At 34.5% G+C, this 24,568-nt stretch carries 20 protein-coding genes, 2 tRNA genes and 1 pseudogene; 17 read left to right on the top strand and 6 right to left on the bottom strand.

What is annotated here, in order from left to right:
• The first annotated feature begins 105 nt into the window (after positions 1–105).
• Complete coding sequence (locus tag OOK89_RS00580; RefSeq protein WP_264719047.1) at positions 106–783, top strand: hypothetical protein; 678 nt, start codon at positions 106–108, stop codon at positions 781–783.
• Positions 784–903: 120 nt separating this feature from the next.
• Complete coding sequence (locus OOK89_RS00585) at positions 904–2,430, top strand: acyl-CoA carboxylase subunit beta (RefSeq protein WP_007548724.1); 1,527 nt, start codon at positions 904–906, stop codon at positions 2,428–2,430.
• A gap of 53 nt (positions 2,431–2,483) precedes the next feature.
• Here the strand turns inward: OOK89_RS00585 and OOK89_RS00590 are convergent.
• Positions 2,484–2,556 (bottom strand) — tRNA-Thr (locus OOK89_RS00590).
• A 19-nt stretch (positions 2,557–2,575) separates the two neighbouring features.
• Between OOK89_RS00590 and OOK89_RS00595 the strand changes: the two genes are divergently transcribed.
• From OOK89_RS00595 to pdxH, 3 genes are read left to right on the top strand one after another with little or no spacing between them, the layout of a single operon-like run.
• Positions 2,576–2,719, top strand: coding sequence for a hypothetical protein (locus tag OOK89_RS00595; protein ID WP_162530961.1), 144 nt, complete (start codon positions 2,576–2,578; stop codon positions 2,717–2,719).
• Positions 2,685–3,500 carry a bifunctional DNA-formamidopyrimidine glycosylase/DNA-(apurinic or apyrimidinic site) lyase gene (gene mutM, locus OOK89_RS00600; RefSeq protein WP_006280314.1) on the top strand — a complete coding sequence of 272 codons (816 nt, stop codon included), beginning with the start codon at positions 2,685–2,687 and terminating at the stop codon, positions 3,498–3,500. Before OOK89_RS00595 ends, mutM begins: the two co-directional genes overlap by 35 nt.
• Before the next feature lie 16 nt (positions 3,501–3,516).
• Entirely contained in the window at positions 3,517–4,110 is a 594-nt protein-coding gene (pdxH, locus tag OOK89_RS00605) for a pyridoxamine 5'-phosphate oxidase (protein ID WP_012673369.1), read from the top strand.
• Between the two features lie 3 nt (positions 4,111–4,113).
• On the opposite strand, the gene OOK89_RS00610 is transcribed toward pdxH, so the two are convergent.
• Positions 4,114–4,190 (bottom strand) — tRNA-Met (locus OOK89_RS00610).
• A gap of 62 nt (positions 4,191–4,252) precedes the next feature.
• Between OOK89_RS00610 and OOK89_RS00615 the strand changes: the two genes are divergently transcribed.
• From OOK89_RS00615 to OOK89_RS00625, 3 genes are all read left to right on the top strand, one after another.
• Positions 4,253–6,415 carry a ComEC/Rec2 family competence protein gene (locus OOK89_RS00615; RefSeq protein WP_264719048.1) on the top strand — a complete coding sequence of 721 codons (2,163 nt, stop codon included), beginning with the start codon at positions 4,253–4,255 and terminating at the stop codon, positions 6,413–6,415.
• 61 nt (positions 6,416–6,476) lie between these two features.
• Positions 6,477–8,174, top strand: coding sequence for a hypothetical protein (locus OOK89_RS00620; protein WP_264719049.1), 1,698 nt, complete (start codon positions 6,477–6,479; stop codon positions 8,172–8,174).
• The gene (locus tag OOK89_RS00625; RefSeq protein ID WP_264719295.1) at positions 8,165–9,109 is read left to right on the top strand and encodes an RluA family pseudouridine synthase; all 945 of its coding nucleotides are present in this window, start codon (positions 8,165–8,167) and stop codon (positions 9,107–9,109) included. Before OOK89_RS00620 ends, OOK89_RS00625 begins: the two co-directional genes overlap by 10 nt.
• A gap of 11 nt (positions 9,110–9,120) precedes the next feature.
• Here the strand turns inward: OOK89_RS00625 and OOK89_RS00630 are convergent, their stop codons facing one another.
• The 3 genes and pseudogenes from OOK89_RS00630 to OOK89_RS00650 all read right to left on the bottom strand — a co-directional run bounded on the left by OOK89_RS00630 (position 9,121) and on the right by OOK89_RS00650 (position 11,594).
• Positions 9,121–9,471 (bottom strand): diacylglycerol kinase, encoded by a 351-nt coding sequence (locus OOK89_RS00630; RefSeq protein WP_007549043.1) that lies wholly within the window; start codon positions 9,469–9,471, stop codon positions 9,121–9,123.
• 97 nt (positions 9,472–9,568) lie between these two features.
• Positions 9,569–10,348, bottom strand: a pseudogene (locus tag OOK89_RS06565) (EndoU domain-containing protein).
• A 49-nt stretch (positions 10,349–10,397) separates the two neighbouring features.
• Positions 10,398–11,594 (bottom strand): phosphoglycerate kinase, encoded by a 1,197-nt coding sequence (locus OOK89_RS00650; protein WP_264719050.1) that lies wholly within the window; start codon positions 11,592–11,594, stop codon positions 10,398–10,400.
• A gap of 904 nt (positions 11,595–12,498) precedes the next feature.
• Between OOK89_RS00650 and OOK89_RS00655 the strand changes: the two genes are divergently transcribed.
• The 7 genes from OOK89_RS00655 (at position 12,499) to OOK89_RS00685 (ending at position 21,716) form a co-directional block, all read left to right on the top strand.
• Positions 12,499–13,020, top strand: a complete 522-nt coding sequence (locus OOK89_RS00655; protein ID WP_010082022.1) for a cytochrome b — start codon at positions 12,499–12,501, stop codon at positions 13,018–13,020.
• Between the two features lie 5 nt (positions 13,021–13,025).
• Positions 13,026–14,054 carry an NAD(P)H-dependent flavin oxidoreductase gene (locus OOK89_RS00660; protein ID WP_012673374.1) on the top strand — a complete coding sequence of 343 codons (1,029 nt, stop codon included), beginning with the start codon at positions 13,026–13,028 and terminating at the stop codon, positions 14,052–14,054.
• A 122-nt stretch (positions 14,055–14,176) separates the two neighbouring features.
• Positions 14,177–15,400 carry a hypothetical protein gene (locus tag OOK89_RS00665; RefSeq protein ID WP_264719051.1) on the top strand — a complete coding sequence of 408 codons (1,224 nt, stop codon included), beginning with the start codon at positions 14,177–14,179 and terminating at the stop codon, positions 15,398–15,400.
• A 94-nt stretch (positions 15,401–15,494) separates the two neighbouring features.
• Entirely contained in the window at positions 15,495–15,869 is a 375-nt protein-coding gene (locus OOK89_RS00670) for a hypothetical protein (RefSeq protein WP_022626145.1), read from the top strand.
• Positions 15,870–15,913: 44 nt separating this feature from the next.
• The gene (locus OOK89_RS00675; RefSeq protein WP_010082026.1) at positions 15,914–18,268 is read left to right on the top strand and encodes a VirB4 family type IV secretion/conjugal transfer ATPase; all 2,355 of its coding nucleotides are present in this window, start codon (positions 15,914–15,916) and stop codon (positions 18,266–18,268) included.
• Entirely contained in the window at positions 18,249–21,098 is a 2,850-nt protein-coding gene (locus tag OOK89_RS00680) for a hypothetical protein (protein WP_264719052.1), read from the top strand. The genes OOK89_RS00675 and OOK89_RS00680 overlap by 20 nt, the downstream gene beginning before the upstream one ends.
• 123 nt (positions 21,099–21,221) lie before the next feature.
• The gene (locus tag OOK89_RS00685) at positions 21,222–21,716 is read left to right on the top strand and encodes a WBM0748 family T4SS-associated protein (protein ID WP_264719053.1); all 495 of its coding nucleotides are present in this window, start codon (positions 21,222–21,224) and stop codon (positions 21,714–21,716) included.
• Here the strand turns inward: OOK89_RS00685 and OOK89_RS00690 are convergent.
• The gene (locus OOK89_RS00690; RefSeq protein WP_007551030.1) at positions 21,713–22,204 is read right to left on the bottom strand and encodes an SH3 domain-containing protein; all 492 of its coding nucleotides are present in this window, start codon (positions 22,202–22,204) and stop codon (positions 21,713–21,715) included. The two genes, OOK89_RS00685 and OOK89_RS00690, sit on opposite strands and share 4 nt — an antisense overlap.
• Before the next feature lie 70 nt (positions 22,205–22,274).
• Here OOK89_RS00690 and OOK89_RS00695 point away from each other — a divergent pair, with 70 nt between their 5' ends.
• Together OOK89_RS00695 and OOK89_RS00700 are read left to right on the top strand one after the other, a co-directional pair.
• Entirely contained in the window at positions 22,275–23,639 is a 1,365-nt protein-coding gene (locus tag OOK89_RS00695) for a pyruvate dehydrogenase complex dihydrolipoamide acetyltransferase (RefSeq protein WP_264707396.1), read from the top strand.
• 69 nt (positions 23,640–23,708) lie between these two features.
• Positions 23,709–24,533 carry a hypothetical protein gene (locus OOK89_RS00700; RefSeq protein ID WP_151807644.1) on the top strand — a complete coding sequence of 275 codons (825 nt, stop codon included), beginning with the start codon at positions 23,709–23,711 and terminating at the stop codon, positions 24,531–24,533.
• Positions 24,534–24,568 lie beyond the last annotated feature (35 nt).

Raw genomic sequence — 24,568 nt, forward strand, 5'->3', positions numbered from 1 at the left:
TATAGACGATGCAAAAAAGCACAAGGTCATGTTTAGTGTTGATGTATTCCAAGGAGAAAAAAGTCATCAATAATAGATTATTCGATACTGATCTTATACCACCTCATGGAGCAAGATAAAAATGTTACTGAGACTGGAAAAGAAAAACTACGGCCTCTTATGTTAGAAATGTTTAATCTAGTTTCAACAGGCACTGATGTGAGCCAAGAAGTTCGGAGATTATTGCCAGAAGATATACTGAAAGAACGCGGCGAATATTTGTCACGTCTAAAACAAATTGTAAGTGATAGTATTGAAAATGACAAAAAAAAAGAAATTGTAGTAGAAAGAGATAATAAATTTTATTGTGTACAGTGTCCAGAAGAAAGTGTTATAACTCCTGCAAAATTTCTGAGTAATCCAGAATTTCAAAATTTAGATGGAGCATTACAGATTGGAGAAGGTAACGTAATCCGAACACAAAATAGACAATATCGTGACATGAAGGGCAGATTCCAGATGACTTTTCCAATAAGCAACAGTGAAAAGATTGTGATGACCTTATCTTCTGAAAAAGCTGAAAGTTTTGGTAAAATAATGGTACATATGGATGACAAAAGTTGTGAAATCTTCTCAAAGTACCTAAAAGAGCTAGAAAAAGAACCACATATAAGCAAGGTTGTTGAAGCTGCTAAAAGTTTTGTGCAAAACAAATCTCCTCTTTCTTCTGTAGACAATGCTAATGTTCAGCAGCTTCAGAGCAATGTCAAAAGTTTACAGAGTAGTGACCGAAATCGAGGTTGAAAAAGTTTTAATAATTGTTATACACATACACTGTTGCATATAGCAATAGTGTATGTGTATAGTTAGTAGGGTTTGTAAACTTAATAAAGTCTACAACTAATTTGAAAACTACTTTATTGTATGCAAGACTTTAAAATACTAGAAAATCTAAAAACCAAAGCACTAGAAGCTGAAAAAGGAGGCGGTTCTGACAGGATTACCAAACAACATGAAAAAGGGAAATTAACTGCTAGAGAAAGGCTCAGTATATTGCTCGATGAAAGTTCTTTTGCAGAATACGATAAATTCGTAAAACATCATGCAAATGATTTTGGCATGCAAAATGCTAATTTTTTAGGTGATGGGGTAGTGATTGGTCATGGTACTATTTATGGCAGAAAAGTTTTTGTTTATTCTCAGGATTTTACTGTCTTTGGTGGTTCACTTGGTGCGTCACATGCAAAAAAAATATGCAAAATTATGGATATGGCAATTAATGCCAGAGTTCCAATTATCGGACTAAATGATTCTGGTGGAGCCAGAATTCAGGAAGGAGTAAATTCTCTTGCTGGTTATGGAGAAATTTTTCAAAGAAACGTAAATGCATCGGGTGTTATACCACAAATTTCTTTAATTATGGGCCCATGTGCAGGAGGTGCAGTTTATTCCCCAGCATTAACTGACTTTACTTTCATGGTGAAAAACAGTTCATATATGTTTATAACCGGGCCAGATGTAGTAAAAAAGGTTACCTACGAAGATGTAAGTTTCGAAGACCTCGGTGGAGCAAAAATTCATACAAGCAAAACAGGAGTAGCGGATTTTGCATTCAATAATGATGTTGAAATGCTGCTAAAAATGCGTGAATTCTTTACTTTCTTACCAGCAAATAATCAAGAATCACCAAAATCTGCACCAATCTGTAATGATGTTGACGACATTGATGAATCCTTAAACACTCTAATTCCTACCAATCCTAATACTCCTTATGATATGTATGAACTCATTGAAAAGGTGTGCGATGAGAGGAATTTCTTTGAACTGAAGCCTGATTTTGCTCGTAATATCATAACTGGTTTTGGTAGAATTGGAGGAAATACTGTCGGTATTGTTGCAAATCAACCTATGCACCTTGCAGGATGTTTGGATATTGATTCTTCAAGAAAAGCTGCAAGGTTTGTAAGGTTTTGTGACGCATTTAACATTCCCATCATCACACTTATTGATGTTCCAGGATTTCTGCCAGGTACAAATCAAGAATACAATAATATAATACAACACGGAGCGAAACTGCTTTACGCTTACGCTGAAGCGACCGTGCCAAAAATTAGCCTTATCACTAGAAAAGCGTATGGTGGTGCATACATTGTTATGAATTCGAAACATCTAAAAGGTGATATAAATTATGCCTGGCCAACTGCTGAAATAGCTGTGATGGGCCCTGAAAGTGCAGTTGAAATTATATTTAGGCATGAAAAAGACCAGCAAACGTTAATCAAAGAATATAAAGAGAAATTTGCTAATCCATTTTTTGCTGCATCACATGGATACATTGATGACATTATAGTACCAAGTAAAACAAGGTATCACTTTTGTAAAGCATTAGAGCTACTCAAAAACAAGAAGGTAGAAAGGATATGGAAAAAGCATGACAACTTACCTCTGTAACTTTCTTCTAAGCCTTGCTTACAAGTTATGCAATATTATAAGTGTAATCAGTGTGCCGTTACCAAGACTCGAACTTGGGACCTCGTCATTACCAATGACGTACTCTACCACCTGAGCTACAACGGCAGGCTTATGTATTATGATAATGAATAATACAAAAAGGAATAAAGAAAAAGAAGAGGAGAAAAAAAGATTAGCGAAAGCTTTAAAGCAAAACATTTTGAAAAGAAAAAAACAGCAACAGAGTAGACAAGATGCCAGAACTACCGGAAGTGGAAGTCATATCTAACTTCTTGCTTGATAAAATTAAAAACAAGCAAATTAGTAATGTTATAGTTAATAATTGGAATTTACGTGCCCCAATAACAAAAAATATTGATGATATGCTAAAGGGCAAAGTCATACGCAACATCAAGCGTAGAGGTAAGTATACGATCTGGAATACAGATGGTAGTATGGCTGTAATCATACATCTTGGCATGAGTGGAAAGCTTATATATGCTGAACACGATCAAGCGCAGAATAAACATGATCACGTAGTGTTTTTGTTTTCTGACAATACTTCAATAATTTTTAATGACCCAAGAAGATTTGGATTAGTTATTGTTTTAAATAAAGAACAGGAAATAAATTTTTTTGACGATTTCGGAATAGAGCCCCTCACGGATGAATTCAGTGGAGACTATTTACAGGAGTTGCTGAAAAACAAAAAAGCAAATATCAAATCAGCATTAATGGACAATAAATTAATAGTTGGCGTAGGCAACATATATGCTTCTGAGAGCTTGTTTAGAGCCCGCATATCACCACTCAGGCCAGCAAAAAACTTGACCTATAGAGAGTACGAAAAACTTGCTGCTGAAATAAAAAATACTCTGAGTGATGCAATTGCTGCAGGCGGCTCAACACTGAAAGATTATGCACAGCCATCTGGATCTGCTGGATACTTTCAAAATAACTTTTACGTATATGGTAAAGTTCAAAAACCTTGCAAGATTTGCAATAATATCATAACACTTATACGACAAAATGGCCGTAGCACTTATTTTTGCAACGCGTGCCAGAATTAAGATTTTATTTTTTGATATGATATTTTCATCTGAAAAAGATCCGATTGATTTATTTTCAAAGTGGTATAAAGAAGTACTCAATTCGTCATATAGAGAACCAACTGCAATGACGCTAGCAACGTGTAGCAAAGACTGCATTCCATCTGCAAGAGTAGTATTACTAAAGGAATATAGTAAAGAAGGTTTTGTGTTCTTCACTAACATAAATAGTAGAAAAGGAAAAGAATTGACCGAGAACCCTAAAGCTGCATTAGTGTTTCACTGGATAGAATTTTCTAGGCAGGTAAGAATTGAAGGAGAGGTTAAACTCCTAAACAGTAAAAAAGCTGATGAATATTTCTCTTCTCGAGCACGTGATAGTCAAATTAGCGCATGGTGCTCAAAACAATCGAGCATTCTGAAAGATTGGCAAGATTTTGAGCAAGCTATAAAATTAAAGGAAAAAGAATTTCACAATACACAAGTTTCTCGTCCTGACTTTTGGGTGGGATTTTGCGTAATCCCAAAAGTAATTGAATTTTGGCAAGAAGGTGAATATAGGAAGCATATTAGATTTAGATACACTCTTGTTGAGGGAAGCGATTGGAAAGTGGAACAACTATATCCTTAAAAATGGTTGCGGGAGTAGGATTTGAACCTACGACCTTCAGGTTATGAGCCTGACGAGCTACCGAGCTGCTCCATCCCGCGTCGTTGCTTATTTAGTTATTATATATACAAATAATGAAAAAAGAAAAATAAAATTTCACCACATGCAAATATCGACACACTTATTAACTTTTCTTGACATAATAGTTAGTTATATACGTAACAATCTGCGCAATGAACAATATAACTTGATACTGTGGTTTCCTGTTTTTCAGTGTGTAGGAATTCTAACCTATTTTTCCCTAAGTTTTGAACCAAGCTGCATATCTATTTTTCTTTTGCTTTTACCCACACTAATTTTGATTGCAATATTGTATAAAAGGTACGCGATATTGTGTATCGCTTTAATTGCAGTGCTCATAGGATTTACAGCTAGTAAATTAAGAACAGCTTTAGTTGATACTCAAATTCTTGATAAAGAGAGATATGTAAAAGATATCGTTGCCACAGTGAAGGATATTAACGACAGGGGCTCATATAAACAATTTCTGCTTTCTGTTGAAAAATCCCCTACTATCTCAAAATCCTCTCCTGTTATCCCAGTGCCCCCTTTTGTCATCCCAGTACTTGATACTGGGATCCAGAAAAAAAAGATATGGATTCCAGCGTCACGCGCTGGAATGACACCGGATAGAGCTCTAGATAACATCAGAATATCAGTTAGAACCAAAGTGGAAAAAGGCATTAAAATAGGCGATCAAGTAAAATTATCAGCAAAACTCTTCCCTCTAAAGATTGCGCCCTCGGAGTATGCATACGATTTTGCAAGAATAGCATATTACCAGAAAATAAGTGCAACAGGCTTTGCAACAAGCAAAATAGCCCTGCACAAAAAGGCTGAAGCAAGGAAATTTCAAGAATATATAGAATCTTTCCGTCAATACATTTATGAAAACCTGCAGCAAAATATCAAGAAACCACATGCGGATATAATCTCTGCATTACTGATCGGTAAAAAAGATGGCATAGATCAAAAAACTATGGACGCGATACGAGATTCAGGTATAGCACATTTGTTTGCCATATCTGGTTTGCATTTATCATTCGTTGCTGGTCTGTTTTTTGTAGTGTTTCGTAATTTATTCGCAATATCTGAAACTTTGACTCTTAAGTATAACACCAAGAAAATATCTGCATTCCTTACTATCTTGCCAACCACGTTTTATTTGTTGATTACCGGTATGCAAATTTCTGCTCAGCGTGCCTACATCATGGTGATTTTAGTACTCGTTGCAATAATGATAGAGAGAAAATATCGAGGGTTAATAGCAATTGCGTTTGCTGCTGCAGTGATACTTATCATAGAACCTGAAGCAATTTTAAAGCCAGGCTTTCAGATGTCATTTTCTGCTGTTTTGGCACTGGTTGCCAGTTATCAAATTAATGCTAATAAATTATTCAAAATAAAAATAATGAAATATTTTGTGTCGATAATGATCAGCTCAGTAATAGCAAGTTTAGCAACTGTTCCGTATACGATATATAATTTTAATTATTTTTCAATTAGTGGCATTATCACAAATTTAGTTGCTATACCAATAGTTACATTAATTATTATTCCACTTGGAATAATTTATGTCTTATTGATTCCTTTAGGTATTGAATGGATTATAGCGCCATTTATAGAGCGCCCAATTAACAGCATTTTGTATATAACAAACGCTATCGCTAGTCTTCAATATTTGGTTATTCCCATTCGTACTTTTCCTGCCTCATCAATTATTATAATAACACTTGGTTTATTGTGGCTATGCTTATGGGAAAGAAATTGGCGTTTCTTCGGAATTTTCTTTATTGTGCTGGGTATTTTCTCTGGTGCTATGTATAGAACTCCTGATATCTTGATAAATGCTGATAATGTTGCTGTAAAAGAAAGTGATAACTTACTATATTCTCTCACCAGGAAAAATAGGAACTTTGTTGTCAAAACATGGGCGAAGCAAAATGGGCAGAACCAAATTTTGAATCATAAAAAATACAATAACTCAGATAAAAGGCTAAAGTGTAACGATTATGGCTGCATATATAATAAAGGAAATAATAAGTCAGTGTTGCTAGCTTATAAAAAAGAAGATATTTCAGAAAATTGTGATAAAGTTGATTTAACAATTCAATTAAGTGAGTTTGACTATTCAGCTTGCAACGCTAAAATTATTAAACATGCTGATCTAGAAACGTATGGCACACATTCTGTTTGGTTAACAAATCGTTACGTAAAGATTAATACAGTGCGCTCCAATAGGCCTTGGCACATGTTGAAAAATTAAGAAACTTGATTTTAAGGTTTGGTTAATGTATACCTAAATAAGTTTAAACTAGAAAAATGTTATGGTTACAGACACTCAAGATCCTTTCAAAGACTATTTTGATTTTTTAGGATTTAGAAAACTTTCTGACCAGCCCAGTAGAATTTTGAGCTCTATAAGAAAGTATTCTGGTACTATATCGATAGCAAGTACCATTGCTACTCTTATAGCATTTACTGCCTTTTCTATTCAGCCTGTTACAGTAAGTATTGCTGGGTTTGCGTTCACGCCAGCACCTCTTGCCTTTATTCCTCTTATAGTTCTCTTATTTACTGCTGTTATAAACTTTATAAATACACAAAAAATAAAAGAGAATGAAATAGATAAAAAAATAGGAAACTATCAAGTTGATGAACAGTACAGCCAGATTGCTCAAGAAGCTAAAAAAATTGAAATTGTAACAAATTTAGATAAAAAGGGGGAAAAGCTTTCAATAGTTTTACCAATTTCTAAGACGCAGAGAGAAATACTAGAAGATATAGAAGCAGAAAATAGAAATAGGATTCTCTTGTTTACTGGATCATATGTATTTGGTACTATTATAGTAGTTTCAGCAATATCACAATCCATTAATGCTCCAATAATATTAATAGCTTTATTAGTCGCTATTCTTTTATGCATCATATCAACACTTAGCAATCTAATAAGTAATAGCGTGGATCATGAAAATCATACTATTAGAAAACACAGTTCTTTAGGTCTTCTATTTCCATACTGGTCTGGAAAGGGCATGGTTGTATCAGTAGTAGAAAATAAGCTTGGTAAAAGGGAAAATGAACTAATATCTCTAATGAAAAAACTACTTAGTCCGCTTTGCAACTCATTTGACAGTAACCTTAAAAAAGCTTGCGATTTACTTGATAATAGTCTTTTAAAGCCTGCAAATATTAACATTAAAGAAACGCTTGATCACCTAAAAAAAATCAGAGAAGACATCAAAAAAGATTTAGATTGGCTACATGCAGAAATTTCAGAAGTTTTAAACAACACTAAAGAATTGACAAAAAAAGCACATTCACTAGATATTGAAGGTACTTTTTCTAGGTTAGAGAATGCTATTAAAATTGCTGAAGATAAAATTGAACGATTTGAACCAAGCCGCTTTGTAGGCTGGCTTCAATCAACTACGCAGTCTAATAATAACGAGTTCCTTAGCATGCTAAAAAAGTTAAAAGAGGATACAGAAGAGGAAAAAACGGAATTGAAGGAGCAATTAAACGTAGTAAGGAATGAATTAGAAGAAATAAAAAAGAAGCAAGCTCAACCAAGTACGCCTGATTTAGAAGCTAACAATGGAAATAATACTAATAAATTATTAGTATTAGAAAATAAAGTCAAAGAACTACGTGACACAGTTAGAAAGTTAGAGCTGGAAGCAGAACAAAATAAGCTGCAGCAAAAGAAGGAAAAGTTAGAGCAAAAAAAATCTGAACAAGAAAAAACAGATGAATGGAAAGAAAAAATCAACGGCAAACCAAGTGACTTTCTATATTATTTATTAGAATCTATTAAGCTGGAAGAAAAAGATAATAAAGAAAAAAAGGTTGAGGCAACATTACGAGATTTTGATAATAAAGTTACAATCTACTGGAAAGATGGCTCTCAAACAATTTGCCATATTAAAAAACAAGGTGATCTGCAAATTGAGTCTAGTGCAACAATGTTTACAGACCCAAATGTTCAAGCAGCATGGGAAATGGCGCGGGGTAAATCACTATAGATCACTCAATAATAACCTTAAGTGTTAATAATGATAAAGAGAAATTAAGGTTAGACACCTATATAGCTGAAAAATGCAACATATCACGCAGCAAAGCGCAAAGATTGATACAAAATGAGCAGGTGAAATTACTTGGCATACCGATAATTAATAATGATCACATAGTAAAACCAGGTGAAGAGTATATAGTACATCTCGTTCAACCTGACATATCCACATCAATTGAGCCTAATTATGACATAAAACTTGATATCGTCTATGAAGATGAGGACATTATAGTTCTGAGTAAACAAAGTGGATTAACAGTGCACCCAGGTGCTGGGACAAACAATGATACGCTTTTGAACGCAGTTATCGCTCACCTTAATGTAAGACCAGGAATTGTTCATAGACTCGATAAAGATACTAGTGGGCTAATGGTAATTGCAAAAAATGAAGCAGCCCATAGTTTTTTGTCTGAATTGTTATCGAATCGCAAAATAAAGCGGGAATACTTAGCAGTAGTTTGGGGAACATTATCTTCTCAGCAGGGAACTATAGAAACTAACATTGCTCCAAAGCGTGGTAATAAAGAAATGATGTGTGTTACAAAAACAACGGGCAAATTAGCAATCACTCATTACTCAGTAGAGAAAGTTATAGGACAAGCAAGCCTCGTTAAATGCACTTTAGAAACAGGTAGAACGCACCAAATTCGAGTCCACATGAGCCACATAGGACATTCCATAGTTGGTGATCAAGTTTATGGAAAAAATAGTAGTAAAAGCACAAAATATGCTAAAAACTCTAGTTTCATTCGTAATTTCAATAGACAAGCACTACATGCTTATACACTGGGCTTATATCACCCCAAAAGTAAGGGATACATGGAATTTGTCTCTGATTTACCGCAAGATATAAAAACTTTAATTGGTGAGTTTGACAACATATCTTAATAACATTCGTATTAACCTATCAATATTATCATCCATGTTATCAGGAAGTTAATTAATGAAAGAAAAACTGCTGCACTACCTAGATCTTTCACCTTTTTTGAAAGTATGTGTTGTTCACTGGAAATACGCTCAATTGTCGTTTCAAAAGCAGTGTTAACAATTTCCACAATTAACACCAGGAATAGGCTGCTTATCATTACTGCACGTTCTAGATTACTTACATCCAAAACAAACAAAATTGAGACACATACTATAAAAAGCAGTAACTCCTGTCTGAACGCAATTTCTGATATAAAAGCTGATTTTATTCCTTCACAAGAGTATTGAATTGCTTTTATTAGACGAATAATGCCCTTCTTCATTATTATTCACAAAACCCTTTAATCAAAATTTTAACTCATTTGGATTTGCTACACCCTATAGCATTTTTATCATTTGTTCACCCTATTGGTTTTGAAATTAAGATTTACCGCAACTACAATAAGTACTCTTATCATCACATTTTGGTGTTAAGTCAGGATAGAACGTGAGTATAGCATCATTCTTTCTTACAAACACTGATTGATAATTGTCATCTTCCATTTCATATAGACACATTCCATCTTTTCCTAATTCCTTAAACGCCTTAGTTGCAGAAATTATCGGCATGAAGGTTATATGCGTATCCATTTGGGCATTTAACTTTCACTTCCCCATCCTTACCCAAATATTTCATTCCAAATGTATAAACCGGCGGCTTAATATCTGATTCATTGCACAGGATTCCAACTGCCCATTTATCCTCTTGAGCTTCAACATATCTACCTACAAAATGCATACCACCTAATTTATCGTTTGGCTCACCACAAAAAATATGTCCAAACCCTATAGTTTCTTTTTCACTTCCACTATTTGTAAACCAAATGTTAGCCAGTTCATCTTTAAGTAACTCCAAATCCGCATCTGGCGTAATCACTTATATATTCCTTTCACTACTTCTTGATGCTGCGGACAACTAAGTAAAATTTTGAAATCTTCTTTATCTGGATGTGCTCCCCAATCTCCACAAACTTTCAACACTCCTCTATCGAAGTCAGTTAATTCTGAAACGGTGGCTGGTTGTGAACTGAAAAATGGTTCAAAATTGACTTCAACATTTTCTTCTACATAGCCGGTGTGAAAATAATGATCCTTAATATAAAAAATAAATCCTATTATTGGTATTATTAAACACAAAATTAGTTTAACTGTCTTCGACATAATCACGTTCACAAAAAAGCTAGCCTATAAGAAATAATTTAAAAAAGTTTTAATCTAATCGTTTTTGCAGAGCAGCAACTCCCGGCATTTCATCGCCACTTAACCAATCTAAAAATGCTCCTCCACCAGTGGAAACATATGTAAAATCCTTATCGGTAAGGCCTGCAGCGCTTATTGCAGATAGACTATCGCCTCCCCCTATTATGCTGGTTAACTTTCCTTTGTGCGTTAAGTCACTTACGACTTTCATTATCCCTATTGTACCGCTTGCAAAAGCTGAATGTTCAAAAACACCAATAGGTCCATTCCACAGCAGAGTCTTACTGCTTGCTATTATACTGCTTATTGTACTCAAAGTTTGTGGTCCGATATCCAAAATTATATCACCGTCCAAAATGGACTCAGTTCTTCTTGAAATACTAGTGCTGTAATCAGAGTTTACTGCAACCAGAACGTCTTCTGGCACAACTATTTTGCAATTGTTTTTATTTGCTGTTTCAACAATATTATGTAGAAGGTCGTCAACACCATTTTGAAAGAAAGATTTCCCTATATTTACTTTGCTAAATGACAAAAAATTATTGGCTATTGCACCACCTAGAACTAGGTAATTAACCTTTTCTGTTAGCTTCATAAGCACTTTTATTTTAGTTGATATTTTAGCTCCCCCAACTATCGCAGTAATAGGTTTAGCTTTAAACGATACAGCTTTTTCAAGATACTTTAGCTCATCTTGCAAGCAAAACCCTGCATAAGAGGGTAAAAATTCTGTAATGCGTGAAATAGAAGCGTGAGCTCTGTGAGAGCAAGAAAATGCATCATTTACATATATATCCGCTAGAGATGCTAGTTGTTTGGCAAAATTTGAGTCACTTTGCTCTTCCTCTTTATAAAATCTTAGATTCTCTAGTAATATTATATCTCCTGCATCCATAACACTTACTGCTTTTTGTACTTTTTCACCAACGCAATCGTCAATGAATTTCACTTTTTTATTTAGTAACTGCGATAAAGTGTCAATTACATTTTTTAGCGACAGATTATTGTCTCTGGCCTTTGGGCGTCCAAAATGTGATATAATAATAATCTTTGCACTCGCATTCACTAAATACTGAATAGTAGGCAATGCTCTCAAAATACGAGTGACATCACGAATTTCTCCATCTTTTATAGGAACATTGAAGTCAACTCTAAGTAAGACGGCTTTATTGTGAAGATCACAATTTTCTATACTAGGTATGTTCATTACAAAATTGAAGCTATAAAGTCACTATACAGCAGTTTGATCTAAAGTAAAGTTTTAAGCTTACGAACGTTTAAGGAAATTTGCATGCCAAACGCTTGACACTGGAACCTTATCGTCATGCCATCACGAACCGTCATACCGCCGCGGCGCTAACAAGAGATCCCGCTAACAAGCAGCGGGATGACGAGCTTATCGTCACGCTGCCACGAACCGTCATACCGCCGCGGCGCTAACAAGAGATCCCGCTAACACGTAGCGGGATGACGATTGTCGTTTAGCCATAAATATTTAAGAAATTTACTAAACAGAAAAAAAGGCAAAAGAAGCCCCGTGGTTGGCTAATTACTTACATTATACTTTCAAGTATGGCGTTTTTTTATTCTAAACGCTTAATAACCGCGATTTAGCTGCTTTTTAATGCAACTAACCTTTAGTCATAAATGTTTAAGAAATTTACTAAACAGAAAAAAAGGCAAAAGAAACCCTAGGGTAGCTAATTATTCACTATCCATTTTTTAAGTTGGCGTTTTTTGATGTTTTAAATGCTTTATAAGCGTATTTCAGCTTGTATAGGTAAAAACCTAGAAATTTGATAAAGACATAGAGTGCACATAGTGCAAAAAATTAAACATGAGACGCCAGATACGTTGAGTTTTTTTGTCATTTAATCTGTACAGAGAAGATAAATAAATAGCTTCAGTTTCATGATAAGGGGGCTGGCGAAGGGTGTCAAGTAAGTTTTGCATTTGATCCGTTTCTATGACTTAGATGCCAGTGCCTGCTACTTGACTCTCGGCTGGGTCGAATTTGTATAGCTACATTGTCGGTAAATCTAAATTGCTTTAATAATTTTGATTGAAAAATAGTTTTTCTATTATATAAATGCTACTTTAGGGTAATCAAAATGGAAGACGATAAATATAGCCTAGGTTTAAGGGTTATCCATTGGTTGATGGCTGTTTTTATTATCGGTATGCTTTGTTCTGGACTTTATATGAAAAGCCTGCCACTTAGCAATGAAATTAAGTTCAACATATACGCTATTCATAAGGCTTGCGGTATCACTATTCTTGGATTAATCATAGTACGCATATTTTTTCGCGTCTTTACTTATGTTCCACCACTTCCAGCAAATTTTTCTCGGTTTGTAATCAATATAAGTAAAGCAGTACACTTTGGTTTATATTCTTTGATGGTGCTAATGCCACTATCTGGCTATGTCATGTCTTCTGCTTCTGGCAAACAGATCAAATATTTTTTTCATATCCCTTTGTTGATTAATCAAAACAAAGACCTAGCTAACACGGCTAATGAGCTACATTCGATGCTTGCATATTTTATGGTACTCTTTATAATCTTACATATACTTGGCGCTTTGAAGCACACATTTATAGATAAGCAAAACATTTTTAAACGTATGATATAGGTTATATGTTAAGTAGCCTCTGGAAAAAAGGAACAGATTTTCTTGGCAGTGAGTTTGCTATAATGGGTGGTGCTATGAGCTGGGTTTCAGAGAGAAACTTGGTCTCAGCAATCTCAAACGCTGGTGGTTTTGGTGTGATTGCATGTGGTGCAATGTTTCCAGACTTGCTAAAAAAAGAAATCATAGAGACGCAGCAATTAACTAACAAGCCATTTGGTGTAAATCTAATTACTATGCACCCAAAGTTGAGTGAGTTGATAGATGTGTGTATTGAAACGAAAGTGAGCCATATAGTGCTTGCCGGTGGACTGCCAACAAAGCCTAATATAGAAAAAATCAAGGGTGCAGGCATTAAAGTTATGTGCTTTGCACCAGCATTAAGCCTTGCGAAAAGGTTAGTAAAAATGGGAGTAGATGCATTAATAATAGAAGGAATGGAAGCAGGTGGGCATATAGGTCCAGTTAGCACTTCTGTTCTTGCACAAGAGATATTGCCTCATTTTAAAAATGAACAAATACCAGTGTTTGTTGCAGGTGGAATAGGAAGAGGTGAAATGATAATTAATTACCTGGAAATGGGAGCAAGTGGCTGTCAAATAGGTACATTATTTGTCTGCACTAATGAGTCAATTGCCCACAAAAATTTCAAGGAAGTGTTTATTAAATCGGCCGCACGTAATGCAATACCTTCTGTACAGATAAGTGCTGATTTTCCTGTAATTCCTGTAAGAGCTATAGCCAACAAAGCAAGTGATGACTTCATGAAGCGTCAAAAAGAAGTTATTGATGAATACCAAAAGGGACAGATCTCAAAAGAAGATGGGCAGCTTGAAATAGAAAAATTCTGGGCTGGAGCTTTAAGAAGAGCAGTAATTGATGGAGATGTTGAAACGGGATCTTTAATGGCTGGCCAAAGTGTTGGCATGGTTGATAAGGAAAAGCCTGTAAAAGAAGTAGTGGATATGTTAGTTCAACAAGCAAAGAATCATATTAATAGCAAATCTGTAGAAGTAGAAAGCCCAGAAAGCAAATAGTTAAGCGACCTTCCAATAAGCAAGTTGCCGCAATTATTTATAATATGGCATAATTGCCCAGTTTTAATGTAAAATTAACGCTAAAGAGGTATCTATACATTTTGTTATGTATGGAGGAGTCTATGCTAAGTTCTAAAAAAGATATTAACCAACAATTGCACGACACTATATACAAAAAGGTAACAAAAGAAAATCATAAATATGGAAGCCCACAAAAGGGAGATGGAACTATCAAAAAATGCATAGAGTTGTTCAAGGAAGGAGCTAGTCCTGAGGTATTAACTGAATTAGAAAAATCGCTGAGAGAACAATTAGAAAAATCACCAGAAAAACAAGAGGAATATCAAAAACATTATAAGTATTATATCGAAAACTTTCTTCCTGCATTGAAAGATGAAGTAATAAAATCAGAAGAACTAGCTGTACCTACAGTATTTAACAATGAAAGAGAACAATCACAAAGACCACAAACAATAAGAGGAAAAATAGTAAAAACAATTTTGGATATTACTAACAGGAGCAGCAGTGTAAGCTCAATACCAAATGCTGTTGAAGAAAATATTGAAGATCAAATGCAGCTAAAACATATTGAAGAGCAAAACAACACACAAGAAACACCCTTGAATGTAGCTGAGAAAAAAAGTGGTGATAATAAAATATTTAGTAATTCAGATGTTGCAGAGGAAGTGTTTGAAAAATATAGCAAGGTTGTGAAAGAAATAGAGGAGAAGAAAACTTCTAAACTCAGTAGTGGCAATGACTCAGATAGTGGAATAGACTCACCTAGAACGAGTAAAGAAAGTTTGAAATCACCAGTAAGTAGCAGAAGGAGCAGTTTAACTTTAGTAACAAGCACTTCATCTGAGGAAAGTTTAAACTCAACATTGAGCTCTGTTGAAGGAGATAATGGCTTACAACCAGAGGGTGGAGAAAAAACTGAGTTATTAGAATCAAATTTGGAATCCCCAAAAGAAAACGAGACTCAAGTGCAGCCAGAGCAGACTGTAAAAAAAGAGCCAAAAATGCAAGAAAATGAAAACTCAGATGGTCAAGCAAATCCAGATCAAGTTAAGAAAGATATCCTACTTAAAAACCAACCCAATAACAGAAATCTTCACGTTGCACTTGTAGCAGGTTGTGCTCTCTCCACAATAGGGTGCATTGTTGCAGGAGCAATGACATCAGGATTGATAGGAGCAGGACTACTTGCTATGGTTGCAGTGCTTGCTATAGCAGCAGTAGCTGAATTGCATTCAAACTTCCTATCAAGTAAATTAACATCCATTAATGTGAGTCCTCTTGTTGATGATAAGAGCTTACAGCATGTTCGCAGCGGTAAAAATTAAATATGTGTTACTTGTAGTGGATAAGTGAATTCAGTTCTTGCCTATTGATATAAAAGTTGTTATATTTGAGGAATGTTTAAAAGGTGTTTAGTTGATGCGCATTCAATTGAATAAAGTTTTGGTTTTTATAGCCTTATTAAGTTTCATTTTTGCATCATATTCTAGCGAAGCAAGTTCGGCGAGTGATGAATTAAAGGGTATACAAGAAACGGTAAAAAATTTTATTTCTTCATTTTCAGTTAAAGATACTGTAGAAAATATGAGTCCTTCAACAATCATAGGGTTGTGTATAGCTGCAGTGATACTTGCAGTAGTGTTCAGAGGTCTAATCTTTTTTATGATAATGTTTGGTGTACTGGTCCTGATGTTCGGTAGTACAGAAAAGGCAACAGACTACTTAAAAGAAAAATTTAACTTTGCAAAAGATATAAAATTACAATCCGATAGCGAAAAAAAAGATAAAAATTAAGATAGTATTTTTATCTTTTTTAATTATCTTTATTGAATACGCATATGCAGTTAAAAGTACCAACAGTTAACTCTAAGCTTAAAAAAAAGAACAACTTAGCATTACTAGAAAGCATTGATTTAGATTTTGTTCCTTATGCTTGTCATTACGATGAAGAAACCATACTAACAAAACAGGGAGAATTGTTAAAAATAATCAAGTTAGAAGATTATTCTTCTGTTGATAACTACAGCGACCTCAGAACTGAAATTAGAAAAAGCATATCAAAAAATATTAATAGCCTGTGTTTTACCGTTTGGATTCATACCGTTAGAAAGCGCAATAAACTGAGCTTGAAATGGAATAAAACTGAAGACTTCTCTGACAACCTACATTCAACGTGGTTTAATAAACTAACTGATAGTAAATTACAGTATATAAATGAACTATACATTGTAATATTGTTTAGCGATTTTGGCAAGCATACTAATAATTCGTTTTTTTTCAATAGAATAAAGAATAAGCATAAGTTGTCTTTACAAGAAAGCCATCAGGAGTTGCAAAAGATAACTGACGTAATTCAAAATGATTTAGGACCTTTTGGAGCTAAAAAACTGAGTCTAAGGTTTAGTGAAGGTAAAATATATTCTGAAATGATAGAATTTCTCCACTATATTGTTACATTAACGCACAAAGATTATCCAATACATGAAAGGGACCTGTCGCAATATATTAGAAATTTTAAAATAGCTTTTGGTTTCAATACGTTTCAAACAATATTTGAAAATCAACAGAAATTTGGCTCTATTTTCAGCATAAAAGAATACCGGGAAATCTCTTTAGGTAATATAGATAGATGCTTGCAGCTTGAATCTGAATTTATCATTACAGAAATAATGATATTTACTAGTAATAACAAAGCAATAAAAGAATTTAAAAAACAAATCAACATGCTGCAAATTAGTGAGGATAATACCTTACTTAAAAGCTCAGGAATTGAAGAAATAATAGAGCTTGAAAAGACCTCTAGTATAGACTTCTGCCAACAGAAAATTATTTTTACAATATTTGCAGATGATAGGAATAAGTTAGCTGAAAGTATTAGTGATTTATCTTCTATAATGTCATTAGTTGGCTTCATGATGTTTAGAACTGATTTACATATGGAAAGTCATTTTTGGGCACAACTTCCAGGCAATTTTGCTTTTATTACGCAACCGAAAAATATCTTAACAAAATACGCTTGCAGCTTTGCTATGCTGCACGATTTTACGTCAGGTACATTAAAAGGAAGAAGGTGGAAAGAAGCGGTAATGATTTTTTTCTCAAAAAAAGGAAATCCTTACTTCTTTAATTTTCATGGAAAAAGAAATAATGGCCATACTACGATACTCGGAGCTCCAAATTCAGGCAGAACTTCACTCATTAATTTTCTATTATCAGAATCAAGAAAGTTTAACCCAAGAATTGTCATATTGGATAACACTGGAAAATCAATAATTTTTACTAAAGCAGTGAGTGGTAAATATTACATAATCGATCCAAAATATAAGGACAAAAGCCTAAAATTTAATCCACTAAACATTGAAGATAGTGCTTCCAATCGCAATATGTTGGTTGAACTGATCAGAAGAATGGTAGCCGATACGAGCTTGGTGGACGTAGAAGAAAAGATAAGAAAAATTGTGGATTCTATATTTGCTATACCCAAGGAATCACGTTCTATTTCACAAATTTCTGAGGTGCTCTTGCTCCTTGGGGGTAAGATAAGTAGATGGTGTGACGATGGTGACTTTGCTTACTTATTTCAAGATGGTGATGAATCAGATATTGACTGGGAAACAAAAATTATATCTCTCAACACCGCAAACCTTACAAAACAAAAGGAATGTATGTCCGTGATACTTTACTATTTTTTATATTCTTTTGAGGCAAAATGTGATGGCTCGCCTGCAATACTTGTTTTGGATGAAGCATGGGAGATAAGTAATATTTTTCCTACAGAGAAAGAGTTTGATAACTGGATGCAAAGAATGACGGAACTAAATGTTGTAGTAATCCTAAGTACTGAGAATTTAAATCTCGCATTTGCTAGCAAATTTACTCAATATTTAGATAAACATGTTGATACAAGAATCTTGATGCCGAACGTCAATGCAAATAGATTATACATGAAGGCATTTTCTCTATCGAAAGAGGAGCTGAATATAATTCTGCAGACGCCAACACAGGAAGGTTTATTTTTGATAAAACAGTACAAAGGATTAGTAACCTTAAATCTGGATTTGAAGGATATGCAAGAAATACATGTACTTTCAGCTAACAAAGAGACTATAAAGTATATGTATGAGGCAATAAAAGAAAAAGGAGAAGAAGTTAATGAGTGGTTACCGGTGTTTTATGAGAAGTGTAAAGCTTAATTTCTTATTGATATTCTTATTGATATTTGGTCTTTCATATCAAGGGTCTGCTGATTGCCCATGGAATGCGAAAAGTAATACTGAAGTTTCTTCAACATTTGGATGGACAGGATGGCGTAAAGAGATCCAAGTTATAGCTATAAAAGATCAAGGCATTGATGGTTATTTCAATCCGAAAATTAAGGTATGCAGTAAGGGTGGAGAGAATTATCCGGAGTATTGCTATGAATTATATAGTGGAACTTCATGTAAAATAATATATGGCAATGGCACAACTCAAGCTTCCGGTGCTGGTGTTTCTGCAATGACTTTCATTGATTGGGAAGGAAATAAGACATCCATTGGTGCAAAAATGGGAGAAGGTTTTAAATGGAAATGGGCAGATGGTCTAACTGATGAAGAAAAAGAGAAATTTGCTAATTCTCCTAAGATATGTGCTTGCATGCAAAAAGGTGCTTGTATGAGTGGTGCTTCTGCATGGGGTGCTAAAGCATTTTCAGGATATAATATTTTCCGCCCAGGCAATATGGAAAACGTTTGTGATACTTGCTATCAAACAGAAATAAAATGTGCTCCTGTTCCACTTGCACCTGGTCCTCCTCCATTTTGTGAGCAACTTGCAATGTCGCTTCCACAAGTTAGAATTGTTCCTATAACAGATAAAGATAATGATTACTTCAACCCTAAAGTTAAGGTAATAGCTGGTGATCTAATAGAAGAAGACGGAAAGATTGGAAAAGAATTAGATTTCCCTAAAGGGTATGGAGAAAATAAAGCTGAGTGGCGCTCTATTTTAGACAAAGATGGCATCACGTACTACTTCAAAACCTATAGAAAAAAGGGCCAGCTCTGCGCTGAATACCATGGAACTCAAAGTATAGACAAAAAAAATCCACAGTTCGTCCGCTGTTTCCCTGCACCACCTGCTCCAGAGCCTGAAGTAGTAGAAATAGTACAAAGTAACACGTCTGGAAAGCAGAGTGACACGTTAAAGATAAGAATGAAGATGAGCGAGAGCACTTGTACTTATGAAGCACGTGGAACCTACAGTGATGGTTTATGTACTTTTAATGTTAATACCGCTGTAAATATTGGCCCCCTATCTTTAAAAGTAGTAAAACCAGCAATAGTAGCAAAAACAACTGATAGTAATATTGATAATATTATAGAAGGTATATTAGAAAGTAATCCGCAACAATTTAAAGTTCTGAAAGAATATGGCTATGTTCCTGATGTGCAAATTAAATGTTCTAAAGGCGGAAGTTTTTATAGTTTTAATGATTTTGAGAAAAAGTTAAAAGACAAATCTATTCAATGTGAATTTAATAACTCTGGGCAGCCGGAAATAGAAGTAAAGTATAAAGGAAATTCTAACAGTAAAATGCTTTGTCTTTCTGGATGGCAGCCAGAACCAGAGGAGTTTGTTCTTAAAAGAGAAAATAAAATAATACCACTAAAATTAATGGGAACAAGATATACTAAATACAATGCTGTTTACTCCAAGGAATCAAATCAGTTCTATTATCTTCCAAGCAAGGAAAATAAAAGAGCCGATCTCTTAAACAGAGATCAGAGTGAGTTAGATAAAATAATATTCAATAAACAAGGGTATGTTTTCTTCCCTGATGAAAATAAGCAGGAAAAGGGAAAATGCAGTTACTGTGTAAAAAGAAATGATGAGATAGACGATACATTTAAATCTAGTAAAGGACTGAAAGTAGTATACAAATTGACGGATGTAGAGCATAGAGAAAAATGTAATCAAGGTGATGATGGTTGCATCTGCTTTAATGGAACATGCAGCCGTTCAACACGATATGTAGATAAAGAAAACACTCAATCTTTTTATACAAAGATTTCACAAGATGCAAATGGCGTTGTCACGCAACAAGAAGCACCAATTAAAACAAACAGAACAGAGGTCTTTTACGCTGATAAATTGTGTAGGTTCGATTTAGAAGGTCTCAAAAAGAAATTAAAAGAAAAATTAAAAGAGATAATCAAGGAACATCTGAAAAATAAGAAACCAGATCTTGAAAAAAATAATGAAAAATCCTATGATCATAAAAATAAAGATGTTTATACAGATGACTTATCAATAAAATTTGATCGTATTAAAATAGAAGCGTGGGGAAGTGGTGAAGCAGGTCATATACAAGGTAGTGGCTGTGACAATCAAAAATGCCATTCTACTGAAAGCAGAGTAGGGATGCCAGGAGATTATATTAAAGCTAAACTGAAAATCGATCCTAATTATCCTATAATTAAGGTGCAAGTCACAGAGGGAGGGGGTAACCAGGAAAGTAACCTCTCAGATAAGGACGGGGGACCTGTTTTCATAGAAATGTGCAATTCGCAGAAGCAACATTGCCAGCAACTGATTACTGTTGCAGGTGGAGGTGAGTATAGAACATACGGTGGTAAGGGTTATGAGGAAACAGTAATTCATAAGCAAGATTTAAAGCTAGAGGAGAAAATTGTAAAGGCAGATAAACTGAAGTCTACACAAGACAATCAAATAGCATATATAGAAAATGGTGAAATCAAGTATGAAACAGTAGAGTGTGGAAGTGGTTTGAGAAGCAGTAGATCTGGTGCAGGTGGCTGCATTAATAAAAGCAAAGGAATTTATGGTAAAGGCTCTCCAGGGTATGTGAAGATTAGACCTATTATAAAGGAATTTGATGAAGAAGAAATAAATGCTGCTATTAAAAAAGTAATAGAGGATCTATACGATCTTGAAACTATGACTGATTTTTGGGTAGGGGATCTTAACGTGAATATAAGTGGGATAATTAAAGAGGAAGTCAAAAAAGAATTATCAAGGTAAAAAGATATAGCTCTGGAAATGATGCTCTTGTTTTAATAATTAATTAAAGTAAAGCATGTAGTAAATGGTGTAATTGCTGTATCTTAACAAAAAGGTATAACGAATGTAAGAGGAGGGTGCTTTATGTCTCTAAAGAATAAAATTTCTGAGTTAATAGAACAACAATTTAGCATTAAATACCATGACAATTATTTGGCTTACGCTATACATAAGTGGGCTGCAAGCGAAATATCTAATTCTATTGCTTTTTGCATAATTGGTTGTGGAAATTGCAAGATTGGATATCAAGATGTTGCAAATTCATTCAACATAACAAAAGAAGAAATTGAACAAGGCAATATTGCAAGCATAGAAAGTAAAATAAAAAATGAAGCTGAAAAATCAGGTAGCGAGTTTTCTGAGTTGATTTCTAGAATGGATCAATCGCTAAAAGAACAAAGTGGAAAGTCTATTGTACAAATTTTAGATTCATCTGCTGAGGAGATGTTAAAAAGTTTCTGTGATAGCCCTGTACAGTCTCCAGAGCATGAAGAAGTCAGTGCATCCTCTGCTTCACATGAAAAGCATGCTACAGAAGGTCCGGAAACTAGTGTTAATTCAGATCTTTTGTCAACCTAATCAACTCCATATATATGTTTTTTTTGTACCCATGCTTTGCGTTTTGGGGTGGAAAGAAAGCACCATTCTTCGTTGCATTTTTCTATCTTCATCACAACAAACTTGTCTATTTTCATAGTAATCTTGCTGTCTACACTCTGTTTTTGATATCCATAAGTATCTTCTTTTACAATCGCGTAGCGCTTATCACTAAGAAGATTGCCTTTTATCCATCCGCAGTCTTCATCTATATCGCAGACCTTTTTCCAACTCTCAAACTCTTCTATCACTTTCAGGGGCAGATTTTTGCAAGTGTATATCCATTTTACAGGATAGTGAAACCCTGGCCCCGTTCTCATGTTGATCTTATTTGATTTGGTTGAAACAAAGTTGTTAGCAAACAAGCTATGGCTAAATAATAAAAACAATAGGATAATAGTACTGAACCAAGATCCCAGTGTCACGCACTGGGATAACGTGAGGGATAGTGTAACAGACTTATTCATCATAATTCACGATTAGGTTGACATAAGATAAAGAGTAAATTAAAAATTGAATAGATCTTTAAATGCAAAATCAATGCCTATAGAAATATTAATGCCTGCTCTTTCACCGACAATGAGCAAAACTGGAGGAAAAATTGTAAAGTGGCATAAAAAAGAACAAGACAAAGTTGAAGTAGGCGACGTAATTGCTGAGATAGAGACTGATAAAGCCATAATGGAGTTTGAATCTATAGATGAAGGAGTCATAGCAAAAATTTTAGTAACAGAAGGAACAAGTGGCGTGTCTGTAAATCAACCAATAGCTTTAATGCTGGAAGAAGGAGAAGATGAAAGTGCACTTAACAACTATACTTCAACTTCCATCAATAGTGCAGTTAAAAAGGAAGTGACAAAAAGTGCTGTTGATAATCAAAAATCAGAACACCAAGATTTAAACGGAAAGCCAATAAGTCATTCTTCGGTGTCATTCCAGCGCGTGACGCTGGAATCCAACCCCTCAATGTCATCCCAGTGCTTGACACTGGGATCTAGAAAAGAAGAATGGATCCCAGTGTCAGCTACTCAGATGACAGAGGGTTATGCAGAAGGTAGAACAAAAATAAGCCCATTAGCTAAGAAAATAGCTCAAAATGAAGGGGTTAATGTGCAGCAATTAAAAGGTACAGGACCATATGGTCGCATAATTAAGGCTGATGTGTTGGAGTTTTTAGGCAGTGGTATACATACTGAAAGTCCTGAGAAAGATACCATAGTTGAAGTAAGCAACATGCGCCAAGTGATAGCACAGCGCCTGACTGAATCAAAACAGAATGTTCCACATTTTTATTTAACTGTAGATTGCCAGGTTGATAAGTTAATATCGTTAAAAAACGAGATTAACTCAGCAGATGAAAACAATAAAGTAACAATTAATGATCTAATCATAAAAGCTGCAGCTTTCAGCATGAAAAAATTTCCTGATATAAATTCTTCGTGGATAGATAATAAAATACTGAGATATTCAAATATAGATATTTCAATCGCTGTGGCACTTGAAGATGGGCTAATTACTCCTATAGTAAAAAATGCTGATAAAAAGGGTATTTTATCTATATCAAAAGAAGTGAAAGATTTAGTAAGCAGAGCAAGATCTGGAAAATTGAAACCTGAAGAGTTTCAAGGAGGAGGGTTTACTATCTCCAACTTAGGGATGTTTGGTATAAAAGCCTTCAGTGCTATAATCAATCCGCCGCAATCTTGCATTATGGCAGTTGGTGCATCTAAAAAACAACCAATTGTTATGAATGAGAAAATAGAAATAGCAGAAATAATGACAGTAACGCTCTCTGTTGACCATAGAGCAGTTGATGGGGCACTCGGAGCAAAGTTTTTAAATGCCTTTAAGCATTATATAGAGAATCCTCTGGTGATGCTTATTGAAACTGCGGTAATCTATTAGCATTGTTATTACAAAATTAATACCTCTAAGTTTATACTTTTATTAGTTAATAGGTTTAGAGGTAAAAAAATGAATACTACAGTAGAAAAAAATAATCCAAAAATTTTTCCTCAAAATGAAGGAAAGATTAACTCAAAAGGCATGGTTGCCCCACCTGTTCCTCCGAAATCTTCCCAAGCTAAATTTACTGGAATAAAAGCAATTTTTGAGCGAAATGTACCTCATTCTCAAGCAAATGATAGTAATAAAACAGTGAGTAGCAATCTTGGAAGAACATTTGGCCCAACAATGCAAAAACTCATGGAAGACAACATTCATAGCACTCCTAACAAACAACGCCGCAATTCAGGGGATAGTGGTATCAGTGATATTAGTAGCAGCACTTCTGATGATGAGGATAGAACAATAAAAGATAAAATGATGGAAAATGTTAAGCAGGATAACCATCAAAAAAGCTTTGATTTACATAAAGTACAAGCAACTGATGAATTAGAAACCGTAAAATTTCTCAAAACGCTAAGCAAGAAAGAAAGAGAAAAACTTGGTTTTTCTCCTAAACAGCAAAATAACCAAAAGGTTGAGACTAGCAAAAAAACTTATAATCCACTTGATTGGAATCCAATCTATCAAGGTAAAAAGCTCTTTAGCTTAGGCAATATGTCGAGTAATTCGTCTTCATGTAGTGAAAAAAGCAATATTTCAGATGTAAGCGGTAAGTCTAATAATTCAAACATTGTCAGATGTAATATTACTAGGAGTAACAGTAAGGAAGACCTTCGTAAACCTGATGCTTCACATAATGACAAATTTGCAGGTAAAAAATTATCTAATGTCAATGTAAGCGAATTAATCAGAAAGTTTGAACAAGGTAATGACATAGTAAAAGGGCGTTAATCAAATGTTACCCTATCTTTGTATATGTAAAGGTA

It is taken from the genome of Wolbachia endosymbiont (group A) of Lasioglossum morio (assembly GCF_947250585.1).
Classification (GTDB): domain Bacteria; phylum Pseudomonadota; class Alphaproteobacteria; order Rickettsiales; family Anaplasmataceae; genus Wolbachia; species Wolbachia pipientis.